This is a genomic window from Tardiphaga sp., from assembly GCF_028290785.1.
Lineage (GTDB): Bacteria > Pseudomonadota > Alphaproteobacteria > Rhizobiales > Xanthobacteraceae > Tardiphaga.
Window position 1 is genome coordinate 1 of sequence record NZ_JAQGJD010000019.1, and the last position, 13,796, is coordinate 13,796.

Here is a 13,796-nt window from a genome sequence, read left to right on the forward strand (position 1 = left end):
GCATCACGCTGTCGGTGCTGGCGATGGCCTTCGGCATCTTCTTCCTGCTGTGGATCCTGGCTACCCTGGTCGTCAAGGGCCTGGGCGCCATCACCCCTGCGATGTTCGCCGAGAGCACGCCGGCGCCCGGCAGCGAAGGCGGCGGCCTGCTCAATGCCATCATGGGCAGCCTGCTGATGGTCGGCATTGCCACCGGGGTCAGCACACCGGTGGGCATCCTGGCTGGCATCTACCTGGCGGAGTACGGCGAGGAAAGCCGCTTTGCGCAGCTCACCCGTTTCGTGACCGACATCATGTTGTCGGCGCCGTCCATCGTGATCGGGCTGTTCATCTACTCGATCTATGTCGCGCAGATCAAGCATTTTTCCGGCTGGGCCGGCAGCTTCGCGATTGCGCTGATTGCCATCCCGGTAGTCGTGCGCACCACCGACAACATGCTCAACCTGGTGCCCAACAGCCTGCGCGAAGCGGCATTCGCGCTCGGTGCGCCGCGCTGGAAAGTGGCGACCCTGGTCAGGCTGCGCGCAGTCAAGGCCGGCGTGATCACCGGGGTGCTGCTGGCGGTGGCACGCATCGCCGGCGAAACCGCGCCGCTGCTGTTTACCGCGCTTAACAACCAGTTCTTCAGCACCGACATGAATGCGCCCATGGCCAACCTGCCGGTCGTGATCTACCAGTTCGCAATGAGCCCGTATGACAACTGGCGCTCGCTGGCCTGGGGCGGGGCGCTGCTGATCACGTTCAGCGTGCTGGGCCTCAACATCCTGTCGCGCACCCTGTTCCGCCAGAAAACGCAACGCTAACCGCATCATGACAAACACCATGAACAGCCAACTGTCCGCCGTGCCGCAAACCGCCGGCCCCCGCGCCACCTTCGAGATCGCCGGCCTGAATTTTTACTATGGCGCCTTCCAGGGTCTGAAGAACATCAACCTGAAGATCCATGAGAAAAAGGTCACCGCCTTCATCGGCCCGTCCGGCTGCGGCAAGTCGACGCTGCTGCGTACGCTGAACCGCATGTACGACCTGTATCCGGGCCAGCGGGCGGAGGGCGAGATTGTCTATAACGGCCGCAACATCCTGGAGCCGGGCCTGGACGTCAACATGCTGCGCGCCCGCGTCGGCATGGTGTTCCAGAAGCCGACGCCGTTCCCGATGACCATCTACGAGAACATCGCCTTTGGCGTGCGCCTCTACGAGAAGATCTCGAAGTCCGAGATGGACGGCCGCGTCGAGAAGGCGCTGCGCGGCGGCGCGCTGTGGAACGAGGTCAAGGACAAGCTCAATGCTTCCGGCCTCAGCCTGTCCGGCGGACAGCAACAGCGCCTGTGCATCGCGCGCACCATTGCTGTGCGGCCCGAAGTGATCCTGTTCGACGAGCCGTGCTCAGCGCTGGATCCGATCTCGACCGCCAAGATTGAAGAGCTGATCGACGAATTGAAGGACGATTACACCATCGCGATCGTCACCCACAACATGCAGCAGGCCGCGCGCGTTTCCGACTCCACGGCCTTCATGTATCTCGGCGAGTTGATCGAGTTCGGTCCGACCAACAAGATTTTCACCTCGCCGACCGATCGCCGCACCCAGGATTACATCACCGGCCGGTTCGGCTGACGCGTTTATCGCGGGAGGAATGACAATGGCTTTTGAACATACCGCCAAGGCTTTCGATGGCGACCTGCAGGAACTGACCCGGCTCGTCGCCGAAATGGGTGGCCTTTCCGAACGGCAGATCACCGATTCCGTCGATGCGCTGGTACGTCGCGACATCGAACTCGGTGCCAAGGTTGTCGCCGCCGATGGCGAGATCGACCACTTGCAGCGCGTCATCGAAGAACGCGCCGTGCTGACCATCGCCCGCCGCCAGCCGATGGCGATCGACCTGCGCGAGATCGTCGGCGCCCTTCGGGTCGCCACCGATCTGGAGCGGATCGGCGATCTCGCCAAGAACATCGGCAAGCGCGTCAGCGCGCTGGATAGCGACTTTCATCCGCTGAAGCTGATTCGCGGCCTCGAACACATGACCGACCTGGTGCAGTCGCAGGTCAAGGCCGTGCTCGACGCCTACGCTGCGCACGATCTGCCCGCCGCCATGGTGGTGTGGAAGGGCGACGAGGAGATCGACGCGATCTGCACTTCGTTGTTCCGCGAATTGCTGACCTACATGATGGAAGATCCGCGCAACATCTCGTTCTGCATCCATTTGATGTTCTGCGCCAAGAACATCGAGCGGATCGGCGATCACGCCACCAACATCGCGGAAACCGTGTTCTACATGATCGAGGGCCAGGCGATCCTCGACAAGCGCCCGAAGGGCGACATGACCACGTTCGCGAATGCTCCTATCTAACTGGAACTGATGTGTGTTCCGGAAAAGCGAAATCCGGTTTTGCGATTAGAACACGCATACTAAGAGGGTACTTGACATGAACGCGCGCATTCTGGTGGTCGAAGACGAAGAAGCGCTGACCACGCTGCTGCGCTACAACCTCGACGCCGAGGGCTACGAAGTCGAAACCGTGGCCCGCGGCGACGACGCCGACACCCGCTTGAAGGAGCGCGTGCCGGATCTGGTGGTGCTGGACTGGATGCTGCCCGGCCTGTCCGGCATCGAGCTGTGCCGCCGTTTGCGCGCGCGTCCCGAGACCAAGGCGCTGCCGATCATCATGCTGACGGCGCGCGGCGAGGAAAGCGAACGCGTCCGCGGCCTCGCCACCGGCGCCGACGACTACATCGTCAAGCCGTTCTCGGTGCCGGAGTTGCTGGCACGGGTGAAGGGGTTGCTGCGGCGCGCGGCGCCGGAGCGCCTCGCCACCATCCTGGCGTTCGGCGACATCGAACTCGACCGCGACAAGCGCCGCGTGGTGCGTTCCGGCCGCCCGATCGATCTGGGCCCGACCGAATATCGCCTGCTCGAATTCTTCCTGGAGCATCCGGGTCGCGTCTTCAGCCGCGAGCAATTGCTCGACAGCGTCTGGGGCCGCGACATCTATATCGACGAGCGCACCGTCGACGTCCACATCGGGCGGCTGCGCAAACTGCTCAATCCCGGCGGCGAGATCGACCCGATCCGCACCGTCCGCGGCGCCGGCTACGCGCTGGACGATCGCTTCGACAAGGCGGCGGAATAGAAGGCGTCGCGGACTTGTTCGCGTTCGCGGCTATAGCGATTTCGGAACAACGGACCCACAACGCGTCATTGCGAGCCCGCGAAAATCGCCGAAGGCGAATTTTGCGGAGCGAAGCAATCCAGAGGCCACAAATCAAGAACTGGATTGCTTCGTCGCAAGGGCTCCTCGCAATGACGGCGGATAGTTCGAATCATCTCTGCGGAGCAGCCCGGACACGATCTCCGAAGCTTCAATCCTGACCGATCAAGCGCTACGGCTCACGCTCGCGACTCCACGGGAAAAGATTGGCGGGAAAATCCGCTGCATAGCGGCGCCCCTTCGGCGGGTGGGAATAGCCCAGAGGGGCATTCGGGTCCGGGGTCACCACCTTGCGATACAGATGCCAGGTGGCATGACCAAGCACCGGCAGGACCACCGCAAGACCGACGAACGCCGGCAACGAACCGAGGATCAGCAGCGCGGCGACGATCACGCCCCAGGTCGCCATGGCCACGGGGTTCTTGATCACGGCACGCACCGATGTCCGGATCGCGTCGATCGCGCTGGCATGCCGGTCGAGCATCAGTGGAAACGATACGACGCTGACGCACAGCGCCACGACGGCGAACAGGAAGCCGACGCCGCAGCCGACCACGATCAAGGCCCAGCCTTCCGGCGTGGTCAGCACGCGCATTGCAAAATTAGGAATGCTCGCAGCCGGCGTATGGCCGAAGATCGCGACATAGATCGCATCGGCAACCGCAACCCACACCACGAACAGCGTCAGCAGCATCGTTCCCAGCCCGAGCATGGCGGCGAAGGATGGCGCGCGCAGCACGTCTAGCGCATCCGAGGCCGAGGGCTCCTCGCCACGCTCGCGACGGCGGCTGAGTTCGTAGAGACCGAGCGCGGCGAAAGGTCCGAGCAACGCGAAACCTGCGGCGAGCGGAAACAGCAGCGGCAATACGGAATAGCCCAGCACCATTCTGAAGATGACGATACCGAGGATAGGATAGATCACGCAGAGAATGACCGCGTGACTCGGCACTGCCTTGAAATCTTCCCAGCCCAGGCGCAGCGCATCGCGCAAATCGGACAGGCCGATGTTGCGAACGACCGGTGCGGCCGTATTGCCGAATACACTTGGCGCAAGTTCGGTGACGTTGTCGGAATACGGTGTGGCCATGGCCGCAGGCTCCCTTGCTCTTTACCGCGGCAGCGAAATCAAAGCGTGCTGAACGCACGCATGCGCCATCATCCGCGACAGTCGCGATCGAGCCAGTTCGGCAAATACCAGGGTACATTAAAAGCTTCGCCGGACGGGCTTGCCGCGCGCTGCGTCGAAACTGTAGCGCGATTGTCCCGAGCCGACACTCACGCTTCAGTGATGTGCAGTAGCACAATGAGGTGCTGCATCGCATCAATCCGAATCGCTGCGGTACTCGCGGAGTGTAGTTTGTCCGGGGCGGCAATTGATTGCGATTGACGCTAGCCTCCGCGAGTACCATGATGACTTTCATAGCCGCTGCACAAGCAAGCTGCGGCGAGAAGTGTACTCTGTGTCATGGTTTGACGTCGCGACCGGTTTGATGGGCGGGGCAAGAGGCACGACGATGGCGAAGTTGATCGCCACCATCGAGACTGACAAGAGCTCCGTCCTTTAATTCAATTCGTATCCGTTGCCATCCATGGCGGGGATGAATCGAAGATGGCGGTAGCAATCATCATTCTGCTGGTCGCGGTAGCCTCGGTGCTATTCCACCTCTTCAGCCCGTGGTGGTGGACGCCGATCGCGTCGAACTGGCGCTATATCGACGACACGATCACCATGACGTTCTGGATTACCGGCGCGGTATTCTTCGCCGTGGTCGCCTTCATGGCCTACTGCGTCTTCCGCTTTCACCATAAGGAGGGCCGGCGAGCCGACTACGAACCGGAAAACAAGCGACTGGAATCGTGGCTGACCATCGGAACGGCGGTCGGCGTCGGCGCGATGCTGGCGCCCGGTCTGCTGGTCTGGCATCAATTCGTCACGGTGCCCGCCGATGCCACCGAGGTCGAAGTAATGGGGCAGCAGTGGCGCTGGAGCTACCGGCTTCCGGGAAAAGACGGCCGGCTCGGCACGTCCGATGCCCGCAATGTGAGTTCGGACAATCCCATGGGATTGAATCCGAAGGACTCCAACGGCCAGGACGATGTCATCATTGAAAGCGACGACCTGCATCTGCCGGTGGGCAAGCCGGTAAAGGTGTTGCTGCGTTCGATCGACGTGCTGCACGATTTCTATGTACCGGAATTCCGCGCCAAGATGGACATGGTGCCGGGCTCGGTCACCTACTTCTGGTTCACGCCCACCCGCACCGGAACGTTCGAGGTCCTCTGCGCGGAGCTATGCGGCGTCGCGCATGCGCAAATGCGCAGCAAGGTCATCGTCCAGGAGGAGAAAGACTATCACGCCTGGCTGGGCCAGCAGCAGACCTTCGCCGAGTTGCTGGATCAGCGCCGTCTGGCAAAGGCCTCTTATACGATTGGCAGCGAGTGAACGATTAACCGAGACGCCGAATTTAGTCGGCCGAACTCTGCACTGAATTGGGGACACCAAGGAGAGGTTTCCATGGTTGATGTCCATTCCGACGTGCTCATTGGCATGCCGCCGGCCGAGGTCGGCGAGGTCGATCTCTATCATCCCAGGAGCTGGTGGACGAAGTATGTCTTCTCGCAGGACGCCAAAATCATCGCCGTGCAATACTCGGTCACGGCGATGGCGATTGGAATGGTGGCGCTGGTGCTGTCGTGGCTGATGCGGCTGCAACTCGGATTCCCGGGGGTGTTTTCGTTCATCGATGCCAACCAGTATCTGCAGTTCATCACCATGCACGGCATGATCATGGTGATCTATCTGCTCACCGCGCTGTTTTTGGGCGGATTCGGCAACTATCTCATCCCGCTGATGGTCGGCGCGCGCGACATGGTGTTTCCCTATGCCAACATGCTCAGCTACTGGATCTACCTGCTCGCGGTGCTGGTGCTGGTGGCCACGTTCTTCGTGCCGGGAGGGCCGACCGGGGCGGGCTGGACGCTCTATCCGCCGCAGTCCGTCCTGTCGGGCACGCCGGGGCAGGAGGCCGGTATCGTCCTGATGCTGCTGTCGCTGATCCTGTTCATCATCGGCTTCACCATGGGCGGCCTGAACTATGTCGTGACGGTGCTGCAGGCGCGCACGCGCGGCATGACCTTGATGCGGATGCCGCTGACTGTGTGGGGCATTTTCACGGCGACCGTAATGGCCCTGCTGGCGTTTCCGGCCCTGTTCGTTGCGGCGGTGATGATGCTGTTCGACCGGCTGCTCGGCACCAGCTTCTTCATGCCGTCGCTGGTGGAGATGGGTCAGCAGATGAAGTACGGCGGCGGCAGCCCGCTGCTGTTTCAGCATCTGTTCTGGTTCTTCGGTCATCCCGAGGTCTACATCGTGGCGCTGCCGGCGTTCGGCATCGTGTCCGACCTGATCAGCACGCATGCGCGCAAGAACATCTTCGGCTACCGCATGATGGTGTGGGCGATCGTCGGGATCGGCGCGCTGAGCTTCGTGGTATGGGCGCATCATATGTATGTCAGCGGCATGAACCCGAAGTTCGGTTTCTTCTTCGCGACGACAACGCTGATCATCGCGGTGCCCACCGCGATCAAGGTCTACAACTGGGTACTGACCCTGTGGCGCGGCGACATTCACCTGACGACGCCGATGCTGTTCGCGCTCGCCTTCATCATTACCTTCGTGAACGGGGGCCTGACCGGCCTGTTTCTCGGCAATGTCGTGGTCGACGTGCCGCTGTCCGATACCATGTTCGTGGTGGCGCATTTCCATATGGTGATGGGCGTGGCGCCGATCATGGTGGTGTTTGGCGCGATCTATCACTGGTACCCCAAGGTTACCGGGCGGATGCTCGATGAGACGCTGGGGCGAATCCACTTCTGGGTGACGTTCCTGGGCGCCTATGCGGTGTTCTTCCCGATGCACTATCTTGGCCTGCTCGGCATGCCGCGCCGTTATCACGACATCGGCGAAACCGCCTTCATCCCGGCCTCCGCGCATGACCTGAACGCGTTCATGAGCGTGGCGGCGCTGGTGGTCGGCGCGGCCCAACTGGTGTTCGTGTTCAATCTGATCTGGAGCCTGTCGCGCGGCAAGGAGGCCGGCGGCAATCCCTGGGGCGCCACCACGCTGGAGTGGCAAACCCCGGAAACCCCGCCGGCGCATGGCAACTGGGGCAAGGAACTCCCCGTGGTCTATCGCTGGGCCTATGACTACAGCGTGCCCGGCGCGATCAGGGATTTCATCCCGCAGAATGAGCCGCCGAACCGCTTCGAGCCACAGGGAGCCCATTCATGAGCGCGATCGTGCTGTTCATGGCGGGCATTGCGGCCATTGCGGGATGGTGGCTGTCGCAGCAACGGCTGGGCGCCAAGCCGTGGCTGGAAGAGGGCGCGCTCGGCGAGTTTCGCGGCGGCAGTGCCTCGCCGCTGCCGGCGGCGAAGCTTGGACTGGGCGTGTTTCTCGCGGTGGTCGGCTCGTTGTTCGCGCTCTTCATCAGCGCCTACCTGATGCGCATGGAATCGATCGACTGGCGGGCGCTGCCGGTGCCGCGCGTGCTGTGGTTCAACACCGCCGTCCTGATCGTCAGCAGCGGCGCGCTTCAATCGGCTGTCATCGCGGCCCGTCGCGATGACGCCGACCGGGTGTTGCTCGGCCTGCTCGCGGGTGCTGTCGCGGCCGTGGTCTTCCTGATCGGCCAACTGCTGGCCTGGCAGCAGCTGAATGCGGCCGGCTATTTCCTGGCGGCTAATCCGGCCAACGCCTTCTTCTACCTGATTACCGCGGTGCACGGGCTGCATCTGCTGGGCGGCCTAGTAGTGCTGGGCCGGACCACCGTCAGGGCGTGGCGCGGCGTAGCAACCCCGCGACTGCGCCTGAGCGTGGAATTGTGCGCCATGTACTGGCACTTCCTGCTGCTGGTCTGGCTGGTGCTGCTGGTCCTGCTGACCGGCTGGGCCGACGATTTCGCCGCCATCTGCCGCCAGTTGCTGAGTTAGGGAGAGCGCGATGGCAGAAATCGAATGGACGAACTCCGGCGCATCCACCGCACGGCCCGCCGGCTGGCGGGGCATCACGGCCGATTGGTCCTCCGACCAGCGAGCGTTCAAGAACGTCTCGTGGGGCAAGGCCATGATGTGGATCTTCCTGCTCAGCGACACCTTCATCTTCGGCTGCTTTCTGCTGTCCTACATGACCGCGCGGATGTCCACGACGGTGCCGTGGCCGAATCCGAGCGAGGTGTTCGCCCTCACCATCGCCGGGCACCACATCCCGCTGATCCTGATCGCCATCATGACCTTCGTCCTGATCAGCAGCAGCGGGACGATGGCGATGGCGGTGAATTTCGGGTATCGCCGCGACCGCGCCAAGACCGCCGCTTTGATGCTGGTCACGGCGGCATTCGGCGCGACCTTCGTGGGCATGCAGGCGTTCGAGTGGACCAAGCTGATCTCCGAGGGAGTACGCCCGTGGGGAAACCCGTGGGGCGCGGCGCAGTTCGGCTCCAGTTTCTTCATGATCACCGGCTTTCACGGCACCCACGTCACCATCGGCGTGATCTTCCTGATCATCATCGCGCGAAAGGTCTGGCGCGGCGACTTCGACGTGGAGCGGCGCGGCTTCTTCACGAGCCGCAAGGGCAACTACGAGATCGTCGAGATCACCGGCCTGTACTGGCACTTCGTCGATCTCGTATGGGTTTTCATCTTTGCCTTCTTTTATCTGTGGTGAGGTCGGCATGACGCAGGCAACGATCTACGCGGACGCCCATGGGCATCAGACAAGTGTGGCGGGCGCGCATGGCGAAGGCCAGCAGCATCCGATCAAGCTCTATCTCGTGGTCTGGGCATGGCTGTTCGTGCTCAGCGCCTGCTCCTACCTCGTCGACTACCTCGGCGTGCACGGCTATCTGCGATGGGCGCTGATCCTGCTGTTCATGGTGTTGAAGGCCGGCCTGATCGTCGCGGTGTTCATGCACATGGCCTGGGAGCGACTGGCGCTGGCCTATGCGATCCTGCTTCCGCCGGTGTTCGTACTCGTCTTTGTCGCAATCATGGTGCTCGAATCCGACCACACACATCTCATTCGGATCATGTCTTTCGTGCCGCCGACATAGCGGCCGTTGCCTCGTATAGGAGCTCCCACATCTGCAAAGACTGCCGACAAGCATGCCTGCAGCGATCGATTTTCAGTGTCGAACGACAAGACGTCGCGATGTCGCGGATCAGCCGAGGTATTCATCTCATGCCCATCAACCGTTCCATTTCCCTGCGCCGGAGCTACGCCAACATCGGCGACTATGTCGCGCTGACGAAACCGCGCGTCATGTCGCTGGTGCTCTTCACCGCTTTGGTCGGCTTGATGGTCGCGCCGGGCGGCATCGACCCGTTCGCCGCGGTCACCGCCCTGCTATGCATCGCCGCCGGCGCGGGCTCCGCCGCAGCGCTCAACATGTGGTACGACGCCGACATCGATGCGTTGATGGCCCGCACCGCCACGCGGCCCATTCCGGCCGGCCGCGTCTCGCGTGCGGAGGCGCTGGTTTTCGGGCTGACGCTTGGTGCGTCCGCCGTCGTTCTGCTCGGCGCGCTGCTGAACGTGGCCGCGGCGGCGCTGCTGGCTTTCACGATCTTCTTCTATGTCGTTGTCTATACGATGTGGCTGAAACGCCGTACGCCGCAAAACATCGTCATCGGTGGGGCGGCCGGCGCGCTGCCGCCGGTGATCGGCTGGGTTGCGGCCACCGGCAGCGTCGGGTTCGAACCGCTGGTGCTGTTCCTGATTATCTTTCTCTGGACGCCGCCGCACTTCTGGGCGCTGTCGCTGAATCTGGCCGGAGAATATGCCCGCGTCGGCGTGCCGATGCTGCCGGTCGTGGCCGGCAAGCCCGAAACCAAACGTCAGATTTTGCTCTATAGCCTCGTGCTGGTCGCGGTGTCCCTGCTGCCGTGGGCGCTGGGTTTCGCGGGAGCCATCTATGGCGCGGTGGCCCTGATGCTGGGCGCGACCTTGATCTGGCTGGCGTGGCAGGTCCGGCGCAGCCCCGACCACGACAGGGAGTCTACCCGCCGGCTATTCTTGTTTTCGATGCTGTATCTGGTGCTGCTGTTCGGCGCGCTGCTGATGGATGCGGCGCCGTATGCGCTGTCAGGCTAGCGCGTAGTCCGCCGGCGGCATGCAGTCCGATCGCGGGCCGGCCTGCGCGTCATGATCGAGACGCGCCGGCGGCGCGCCCCCGGTGTATCACCGAGCTTAACGCAGCGGCTTCGGTGCCTGGCGGCGACGATCGCTGGCCGGCTGGTAGGCGATGCGCGAGTGGTGCGCGCAATAGGGCAGGCTCTGCAGGGCCTTGCCGCCGCAGAAGTAGAATTCCGAGCTCGACGGATCGCCGATCGGCCAATGGCAGGTGGCTTCGTTGAGTTCGACCAGCGTCAGCCGCTGGCTCATCGGCACCACGTTGTCATAGGCGATGGGGTCGGGCTCCATCTCGACTTCGTAGTTGTGCGCCAGCGCGGTGTTGCCGCGTGCCACCGGGCGCGACATCCGCACCATCTGCTGGGCGGGGCGGGTCTTGCGCGGACGCGGTGCCGCCGAGGATGGGCTCTTGGCGCGGCCGGACAGGCCGAGCCGATGCACTTTGCCGATCACCGCGTTGCGCGTCACATTGCCGAGTTCCGCGGCGATCTGGCTGGCGGACAGGCCGCCTTCCCAGAGCTTCTTCAACTGTTCGACGCGATCGTCGGTCCAAGTCATTACCGTCATCGCCATTTTCCCTTCGTTTGCGCCGACCCGGGGGCAGCGCTGCGACCTGAGGTCGACAAAACTGCTGCAGTCAGAATCCCTTAGCGCTCGCCGGGCGCGAAAATCGCGTCCGGGCGTATACGCCACGCACAAAACTAAAAGGATCTAACCGCCGCACGAGATGTCGTACCCGACAGCCGAAAAGCTACAATATGCCGTGACTCGCGCGCAAGAGTCAGGCAGGCCGCGTCCACATGCTTCTGCGAATAAACCAGCAAAATCGGCTTTTTCTGCGACTCACGGTGGCCGCTGGGCACCACTGCGCGGTTGACAGGCCACTTGGCGCACCTAGAATAATGATCACGTGCCGCCTGCGAAGGGCGGCACGTTTCGTTTTTGGGGTTTGTTCTCCGCCGGCGCGCGTGCGCTTGCGGCCTTCCCTGCAAGCTTTTCGATCGGATTGGTTATGACCAAGAGCGCCGCGCCCTCTCATCTGCTTCCCGTGTTCGCCAGGGCGGATCTCGCCTTCGAGCGCGGCGAGGGCGCATGGCTGATTTCCACCGACGGCGAGCGCTATCTCGATTTCACCAGCGGTGTCGCGGTCAACGCGCTCGGTCACGCCCATCCGCATCTGGTCGCCGCCCTGCAGGAGCAAGCGACCAAGCTCTGGCACATGTCGAACCTGTTCAAGAGCCCGGACGGCGAGCGCCTTGCCGCGCGCCTCTGCGAGCAGAGCTTCGCCGACTACGTGTTCTTCGCCAATTCCGGCGCCGAAGCGATGGAATGCGCGCTCAAAGTGGTCAGGCACTATCACTTCGCCAAGGGCCATCCCGAGCGCACCCGCATCATCACCTTCGAGGGCGCGTTCCACGGTCGCACGCTGGGCACCCTGGCCGCGACCGGCGCCGCGAAGTATCTCGAAGGCTATGGCGAACCGCTTTCAGGCTTCGACCAGGTGCCGCTCGGCGACATCGAGGCCGTCAAGAAGGCGATCGGTCCCAACACCGCCGGCATCCTGATCGAGCCGCTGCAGGGCGAGGGCGGCGTGCGCGCTCCGACCAATGCGTTCTTCGGTGCGCTGCGCGATCTCTGCGATGCCAACGGCATCCTGCTAGTGTTCGACGAGGTGCAGACCGGCATGGGCCGCACCGGCGAGCTGTTCGCCTATCAGCGCATCGGCGTCACGCCCGACGTGATGTCGCTGGCCAAGGCGCTCGGCGGCGGCTTCCCGATCGGCGCCTGCCTGGTGTCGGCGGAAGCGGCGGCCGGCATGGCGCCGGGCTCGCATGGCTCGACCTTCGGCGGCAATCCGCTGGCGGTGGCGGCGGCCGGCGCGGTGCTCGACGTGATGCTGAAGCCGGGGTTCTTCGACCACGTCAAGAAGATGTCGCTGCTGCTGAAGCAGAAGTTGGCCTCTGCCGTGGATCGTTTTCCGACCGTGCTCAGCGAAGTGCGCGGCGAAGGCCTGCTGATCGGCCTCAAGGCGGTGGTGCCATCCGGTGACCTTGTCGCCGCGTTGCGCGACGCCAAGTTGCTCAGCGTCGGCGCCGGCGACAACGTGGTGCGCTTCCTGCCGCCCCTGATCGTCACCGAGGCCGAGATCGAAGAGTCGGTGCAGCGGCTGGAGCAGGCCTGCGTGGCGCTGTCGTCTGCGGGCCTGAAGCAGGGGGCGGCGTGATGACCACGTCGCCGCGCCACTTCCTCGATCTCAATCTGCTGCCCGCCGCCGAGCTGCGCCACATGCTCGACGCCGGCCTCGCCATGAAGGCGAAGCTGAAAGGCAGGGACGGATCGAATTCCAAGCCCGACAAGCCGCTGGAAAACAAGACCCTGGCGATGATCTTCGAAAAGCCCTCGACGCGCACCCGGGTGTCGTTCGAGGTCGGCATGCGCCAGCTCGGCGGCGAGGTCGTGATGCTGACCGGCGCTGAGATGCAGCTCGGCCGCGGCGAGACCATCGCCGACACCGCGCGGGTGCTGTCGCGCTTCGTCGATATCATCATGATCCGGATTTTGAATCACGACTCGCTGATGGAGCTGGCCAGCAACGCCACGGTGCCGGTCATCAACGGCCTGACGCGGTTCTCGCATCCGTGCCAGGTGATGGCCGACCTGATGACGTTCGAGGAACATCGCGGCCCGATCAAGGGCCGCACCGTCGCCTGGACCGGCGACGACAACAACGTGCTGATGTCGTGGGCGCACGCCGCCGAGCGCTTCCAGTTCAAGCTCAACATCGCCACGCCGCCCGAGCTGGCGCCGAAGAAGCCGTTCAAGGACTGGGTCAAGGCGACCCAGGCCGCGGTCACTTTCAGCAACGATCCCGACGCCATGGTGAAGGGCGCCGACTGCGTCGTCACCGACACCTGGGTTTCGATGGGCGACAAGGACGGCGAGACCCGGCACAACCTGTTGAAGCCGTTCCAGGTCAATGCGCGGCTGATGGGCCTCGCCAAGCCCGACGCGATCTTCATGCACTGCCTGCCGGCACATCGCGGCGAGGAGGTCACCGACGAGGTGATCGATGGCCCGCAGTCGGTGGTGTTCGACGAAGCCGAAAACCGCCTGCACGCGCAGAAGGGCATTCTGGCCTGGTGCCTGCACGCGGTGGCGTGAGGCTCTGTCGTCCCGGCAAGCGAGCAAAGCGAGCGCAAGCCGGGACCCATACGCGCTGTCGCCTTGTTGATAAAAGGCGGGTGCCGCCTGCGGGCTCGGAGGGTATGGATCCCTGTGTAGTTTTGATCTGTCATGATGGGCTGCGGGCGGTATGCCGTTGGGTCCCTGGTCGCGAAGACCGTGAGCCGGCCTGGCACCCGCCCGCTTCTGCACCACCCAAACCTGAACAGTTG

Annotated in this window: 14 protein-coding genes; 12 read left to right on the plus strand and 2 right to left on the minus strand. The window is 63.4% G+C overall.

Annotation, left to right across the window (positions count from 1 at the left end; all coding sequences use genetic code 11):
• The first annotated feature begins 2 nt into the window (after positions 1-2).
• From pstA to phoB, 4 genes are all read left to right on the plus strand, one after another.
• On the plus strand, positions 3-803 hold the full coding sequence (gene pstA / locus JWR89_RS01260; RefSeq protein WP_299710743.1) for a phosphate ABC transporter permease PstA: 801 nt from the start codon (positions 3-5) through the stop codon (positions 801-803).
• Positions 804-822: 19 nt separating this feature from the next.
• The gene (gene pstB, locus JWR89_RS01265) at positions 823-1,617 is read left to right on the plus strand and encodes a phosphate ABC transporter ATP-binding protein PstB (RefSeq protein WP_299710744.1); all 795 of its coding nucleotides are present in this window, start codon (positions 823-825) and stop codon (positions 1,615-1,617) included.
• Between the two features lie 25 nt (positions 1,618-1,642).
• Positions 1,643-2,353 (plus strand): phosphate signaling complex protein PhoU, encoded by a 711-nt coding sequence (gene phoU, locus JWR89_RS01270; protein WP_299710745.1) that lies wholly within the window; start codon positions 1,643-1,645, stop codon positions 2,351-2,353.
• A 76-nt stretch (positions 2,354-2,429) separates the two neighbouring features.
• The gene (gene phoB / locus JWR89_RS01275; RefSeq protein ID WP_295853795.1) at positions 2,430-3,134 is read left to right on the plus strand and encodes a phosphate regulon transcriptional regulator PhoB; all 705 of its coding nucleotides are present in this window, start codon (positions 2,430-2,432) and stop codon (positions 3,132-3,134) included.
• Between the two features lie 250 nt (positions 3,135-3,384).
• Here phoB and JWR89_RS01280 read toward each other — a convergent pair whose 3' ends face one another.
• A complete protein-coding gene (locus JWR89_RS01280; protein WP_299710749.1) occupies positions 3,385-4,299 on the minus strand; it encodes a DUF2189 domain-containing protein in 915 nt (304 codons plus the stop codon).
• 522 nt (positions 4,300-4,821) lie between these two features.
• On the opposite strand from JWR89_RS01280, the gene JWR89_RS01285 reads away from it, so the two are divergent.
• The 6 genes from JWR89_RS01285 to JWR89_RS01310 all read left to right on the plus strand — a co-directional run bounded on the left by JWR89_RS01285 (position 4,822) and on the right by JWR89_RS01310 (position 10,362).
• Positions 4,822-5,655: a cytochrome c oxidase subunit II gene (locus JWR89_RS01285; RefSeq protein WP_299710752.1), complete on the plus strand. Its 834-nt coding sequence runs from the start codon at positions 4,822-4,824 to the stop codon at positions 5,653-5,655.
• Positions 5,656-5,727: 72 nt separating this feature from the next.
• Positions 5,728-7,503, plus strand: coding sequence for a cytochrome c oxidase subunit I (ctaD, locus tag JWR89_RS01290; RefSeq protein ID WP_299710755.1), 1,776 nt, complete (start codon positions 5,728-5,730; stop codon positions 7,501-7,503).
• The gene (locus JWR89_RS01295; protein ID WP_299710758.1) at positions 7,500-8,204 is read left to right on the plus strand and encodes a cytochrome c oxidase subunit 3; all 705 of its coding nucleotides are present in this window, start codon (positions 7,500-7,502) and stop codon (positions 8,202-8,204) included. Before ctaD ends, JWR89_RS01295 begins: the two co-directional genes overlap by 4 nt.
• 10 nt (positions 8,205-8,214) lie before the next feature.
• Entirely contained in the window at positions 8,215-8,937 is a 723-nt protein-coding gene (locus tag JWR89_RS01300; RefSeq protein WP_299710761.1) for a heme-copper oxidase subunit III family protein, read from the plus strand.
• 7 nt (positions 8,938-8,944) lie between these two features.
• Entirely contained in the window at positions 8,945-9,322 is a 378-nt protein-coding gene (locus JWR89_RS01305) for a cytochrome C oxidase subunit IV family protein (RefSeq protein WP_299710764.1), read from the plus strand.
• Positions 9,323-9,450: 128 nt separating this feature from the next.
• Positions 9,451-10,362 carry a heme o synthase gene (locus JWR89_RS01310; RefSeq protein WP_299710767.1) on the plus strand — a complete coding sequence of 304 codons (912 nt, stop codon included), beginning with the start codon at positions 9,451-9,453 and terminating at the stop codon, positions 10,360-10,362.
• A gap of 96 nt (positions 10,363-10,458) precedes the next feature.
• Here the strand turns inward: JWR89_RS01310 and JWR89_RS01315 are convergent, their stop codons facing one another.
• A complete protein-coding gene (locus tag JWR89_RS01315; protein WP_299710770.1) occupies positions 10,459-10,968 on the minus strand; it encodes a GcrA family cell cycle regulator in 510 nt (169 codons plus the stop codon).
• Between the two features lie 445 nt (positions 10,969-11,413).
• Here JWR89_RS01315 and JWR89_RS01320 point away from each other — a divergent pair, with 445 nt between their 5' ends.
• Positions 11,414-12,625: an aspartate aminotransferase family protein gene (locus tag JWR89_RS01320; RefSeq protein ID WP_299710773.1), complete on the plus strand. Its 1,212-nt coding sequence runs from the start codon at positions 11,414-11,416 to the stop codon at positions 12,623-12,625.
• Entirely contained in the window at positions 12,625-13,563 is a 939-nt protein-coding gene (argF, locus tag JWR89_RS01325; protein ID WP_299710776.1) for an ornithine carbamoyltransferase, read from the plus strand. The genes JWR89_RS01320 and argF overlap by 1 nt, the downstream gene beginning before the upstream one ends.
• Positions 13,564-13,796: the final 233 nt, after the last annotated feature.

What these genes read in the sequence shown, in the direction of transcription:
- JWR89_RS01305 (WP_299710764.1), top strand. Translation starts at nt 8,945, where the DNA reads ATGACGCAGGCAACGATCTACGCGGACGCCCATGGGCATCAGACAAGT.
- JWR89_RS01280 (WP_299710749.1), bottom strand. Translation starts at nt 4,299, where the DNA reads ATGGCCACACCGTATTCCGACAACGTCACCGAACTTGCGCCAAGTGTA.
- phoU (WP_299710745.1), top strand. Translation starts at nt 1,643, where the DNA reads ATGGCTTTTGAACATACCGCCAAGGCTTTCGATGGCGACCTGCAGGAA.
- JWR89_RS01285 (WP_299710752.1), top strand. Translation starts at nt 4,822, where the DNA reads ATGGCGGTAGCAATCATCATTCTGCTGGTCGCGGTAGCCTCGGTGCTA.
- phoB (WP_295853795.1), top strand. Translation starts at nt 2,430, where the DNA reads ATGAACGCGCGCATTCTGGTGGTCGAAGACGAAGAAGCGCTGACCACG.
- JWR89_RS01295 (WP_299710758.1), top strand. Translation starts at nt 7,500, where the DNA reads ATGAGCGCGATCGTGCTGTTCATGGCGGGCATTGCGGCCATTGCGGGA.
- JWR89_RS01315 (WP_299710770.1), bottom strand. Translation starts at nt 10,968, where the DNA reads ATGACGGTAATGACTTGGACCGACGATCGCGTCGAACAGTTGAAGAAG.
- JWR89_RS01320 (WP_299710773.1), top strand. Translation starts at nt 11,414, where the DNA reads ATGACCAAGAGCGCCGCGCCCTCTCATCTGCTTCCCGTGTTCGCCAGG.
- ctaD (WP_299710755.1), top strand. Translation starts at nt 5,728, where the DNA reads ATGGTTGATGTCCATTCCGACGTGCTCATTGGCATGCCGCCGGCCGAG.
- pstB (WP_299710744.1), top strand. Translation starts at nt 823, where the DNA reads ATGAACAGCCAACTGTCCGCCGTGCCGCAAACCGCCGGCCCCCGCGCC.
- argF (WP_299710776.1), top strand. Translation starts at nt 12,625, where the DNA reads ATGACCACGTCGCCGCGCCACTTCCTCGATCTCAATCTGCTGCCCGCC.
- JWR89_RS01300 (WP_299710761.1), top strand. Translation starts at nt 8,215, where the DNA reads ATGGCAGAAATCGAATGGACGAACTCCGGCGCATCCACCGCACGGCCC.
- JWR89_RS01310 (WP_299710767.1), top strand. Translation starts at nt 9,451, where the DNA reads ATGCCCATCAACCGTTCCATTTCCCTGCGCCGGAGCTACGCCAACATC.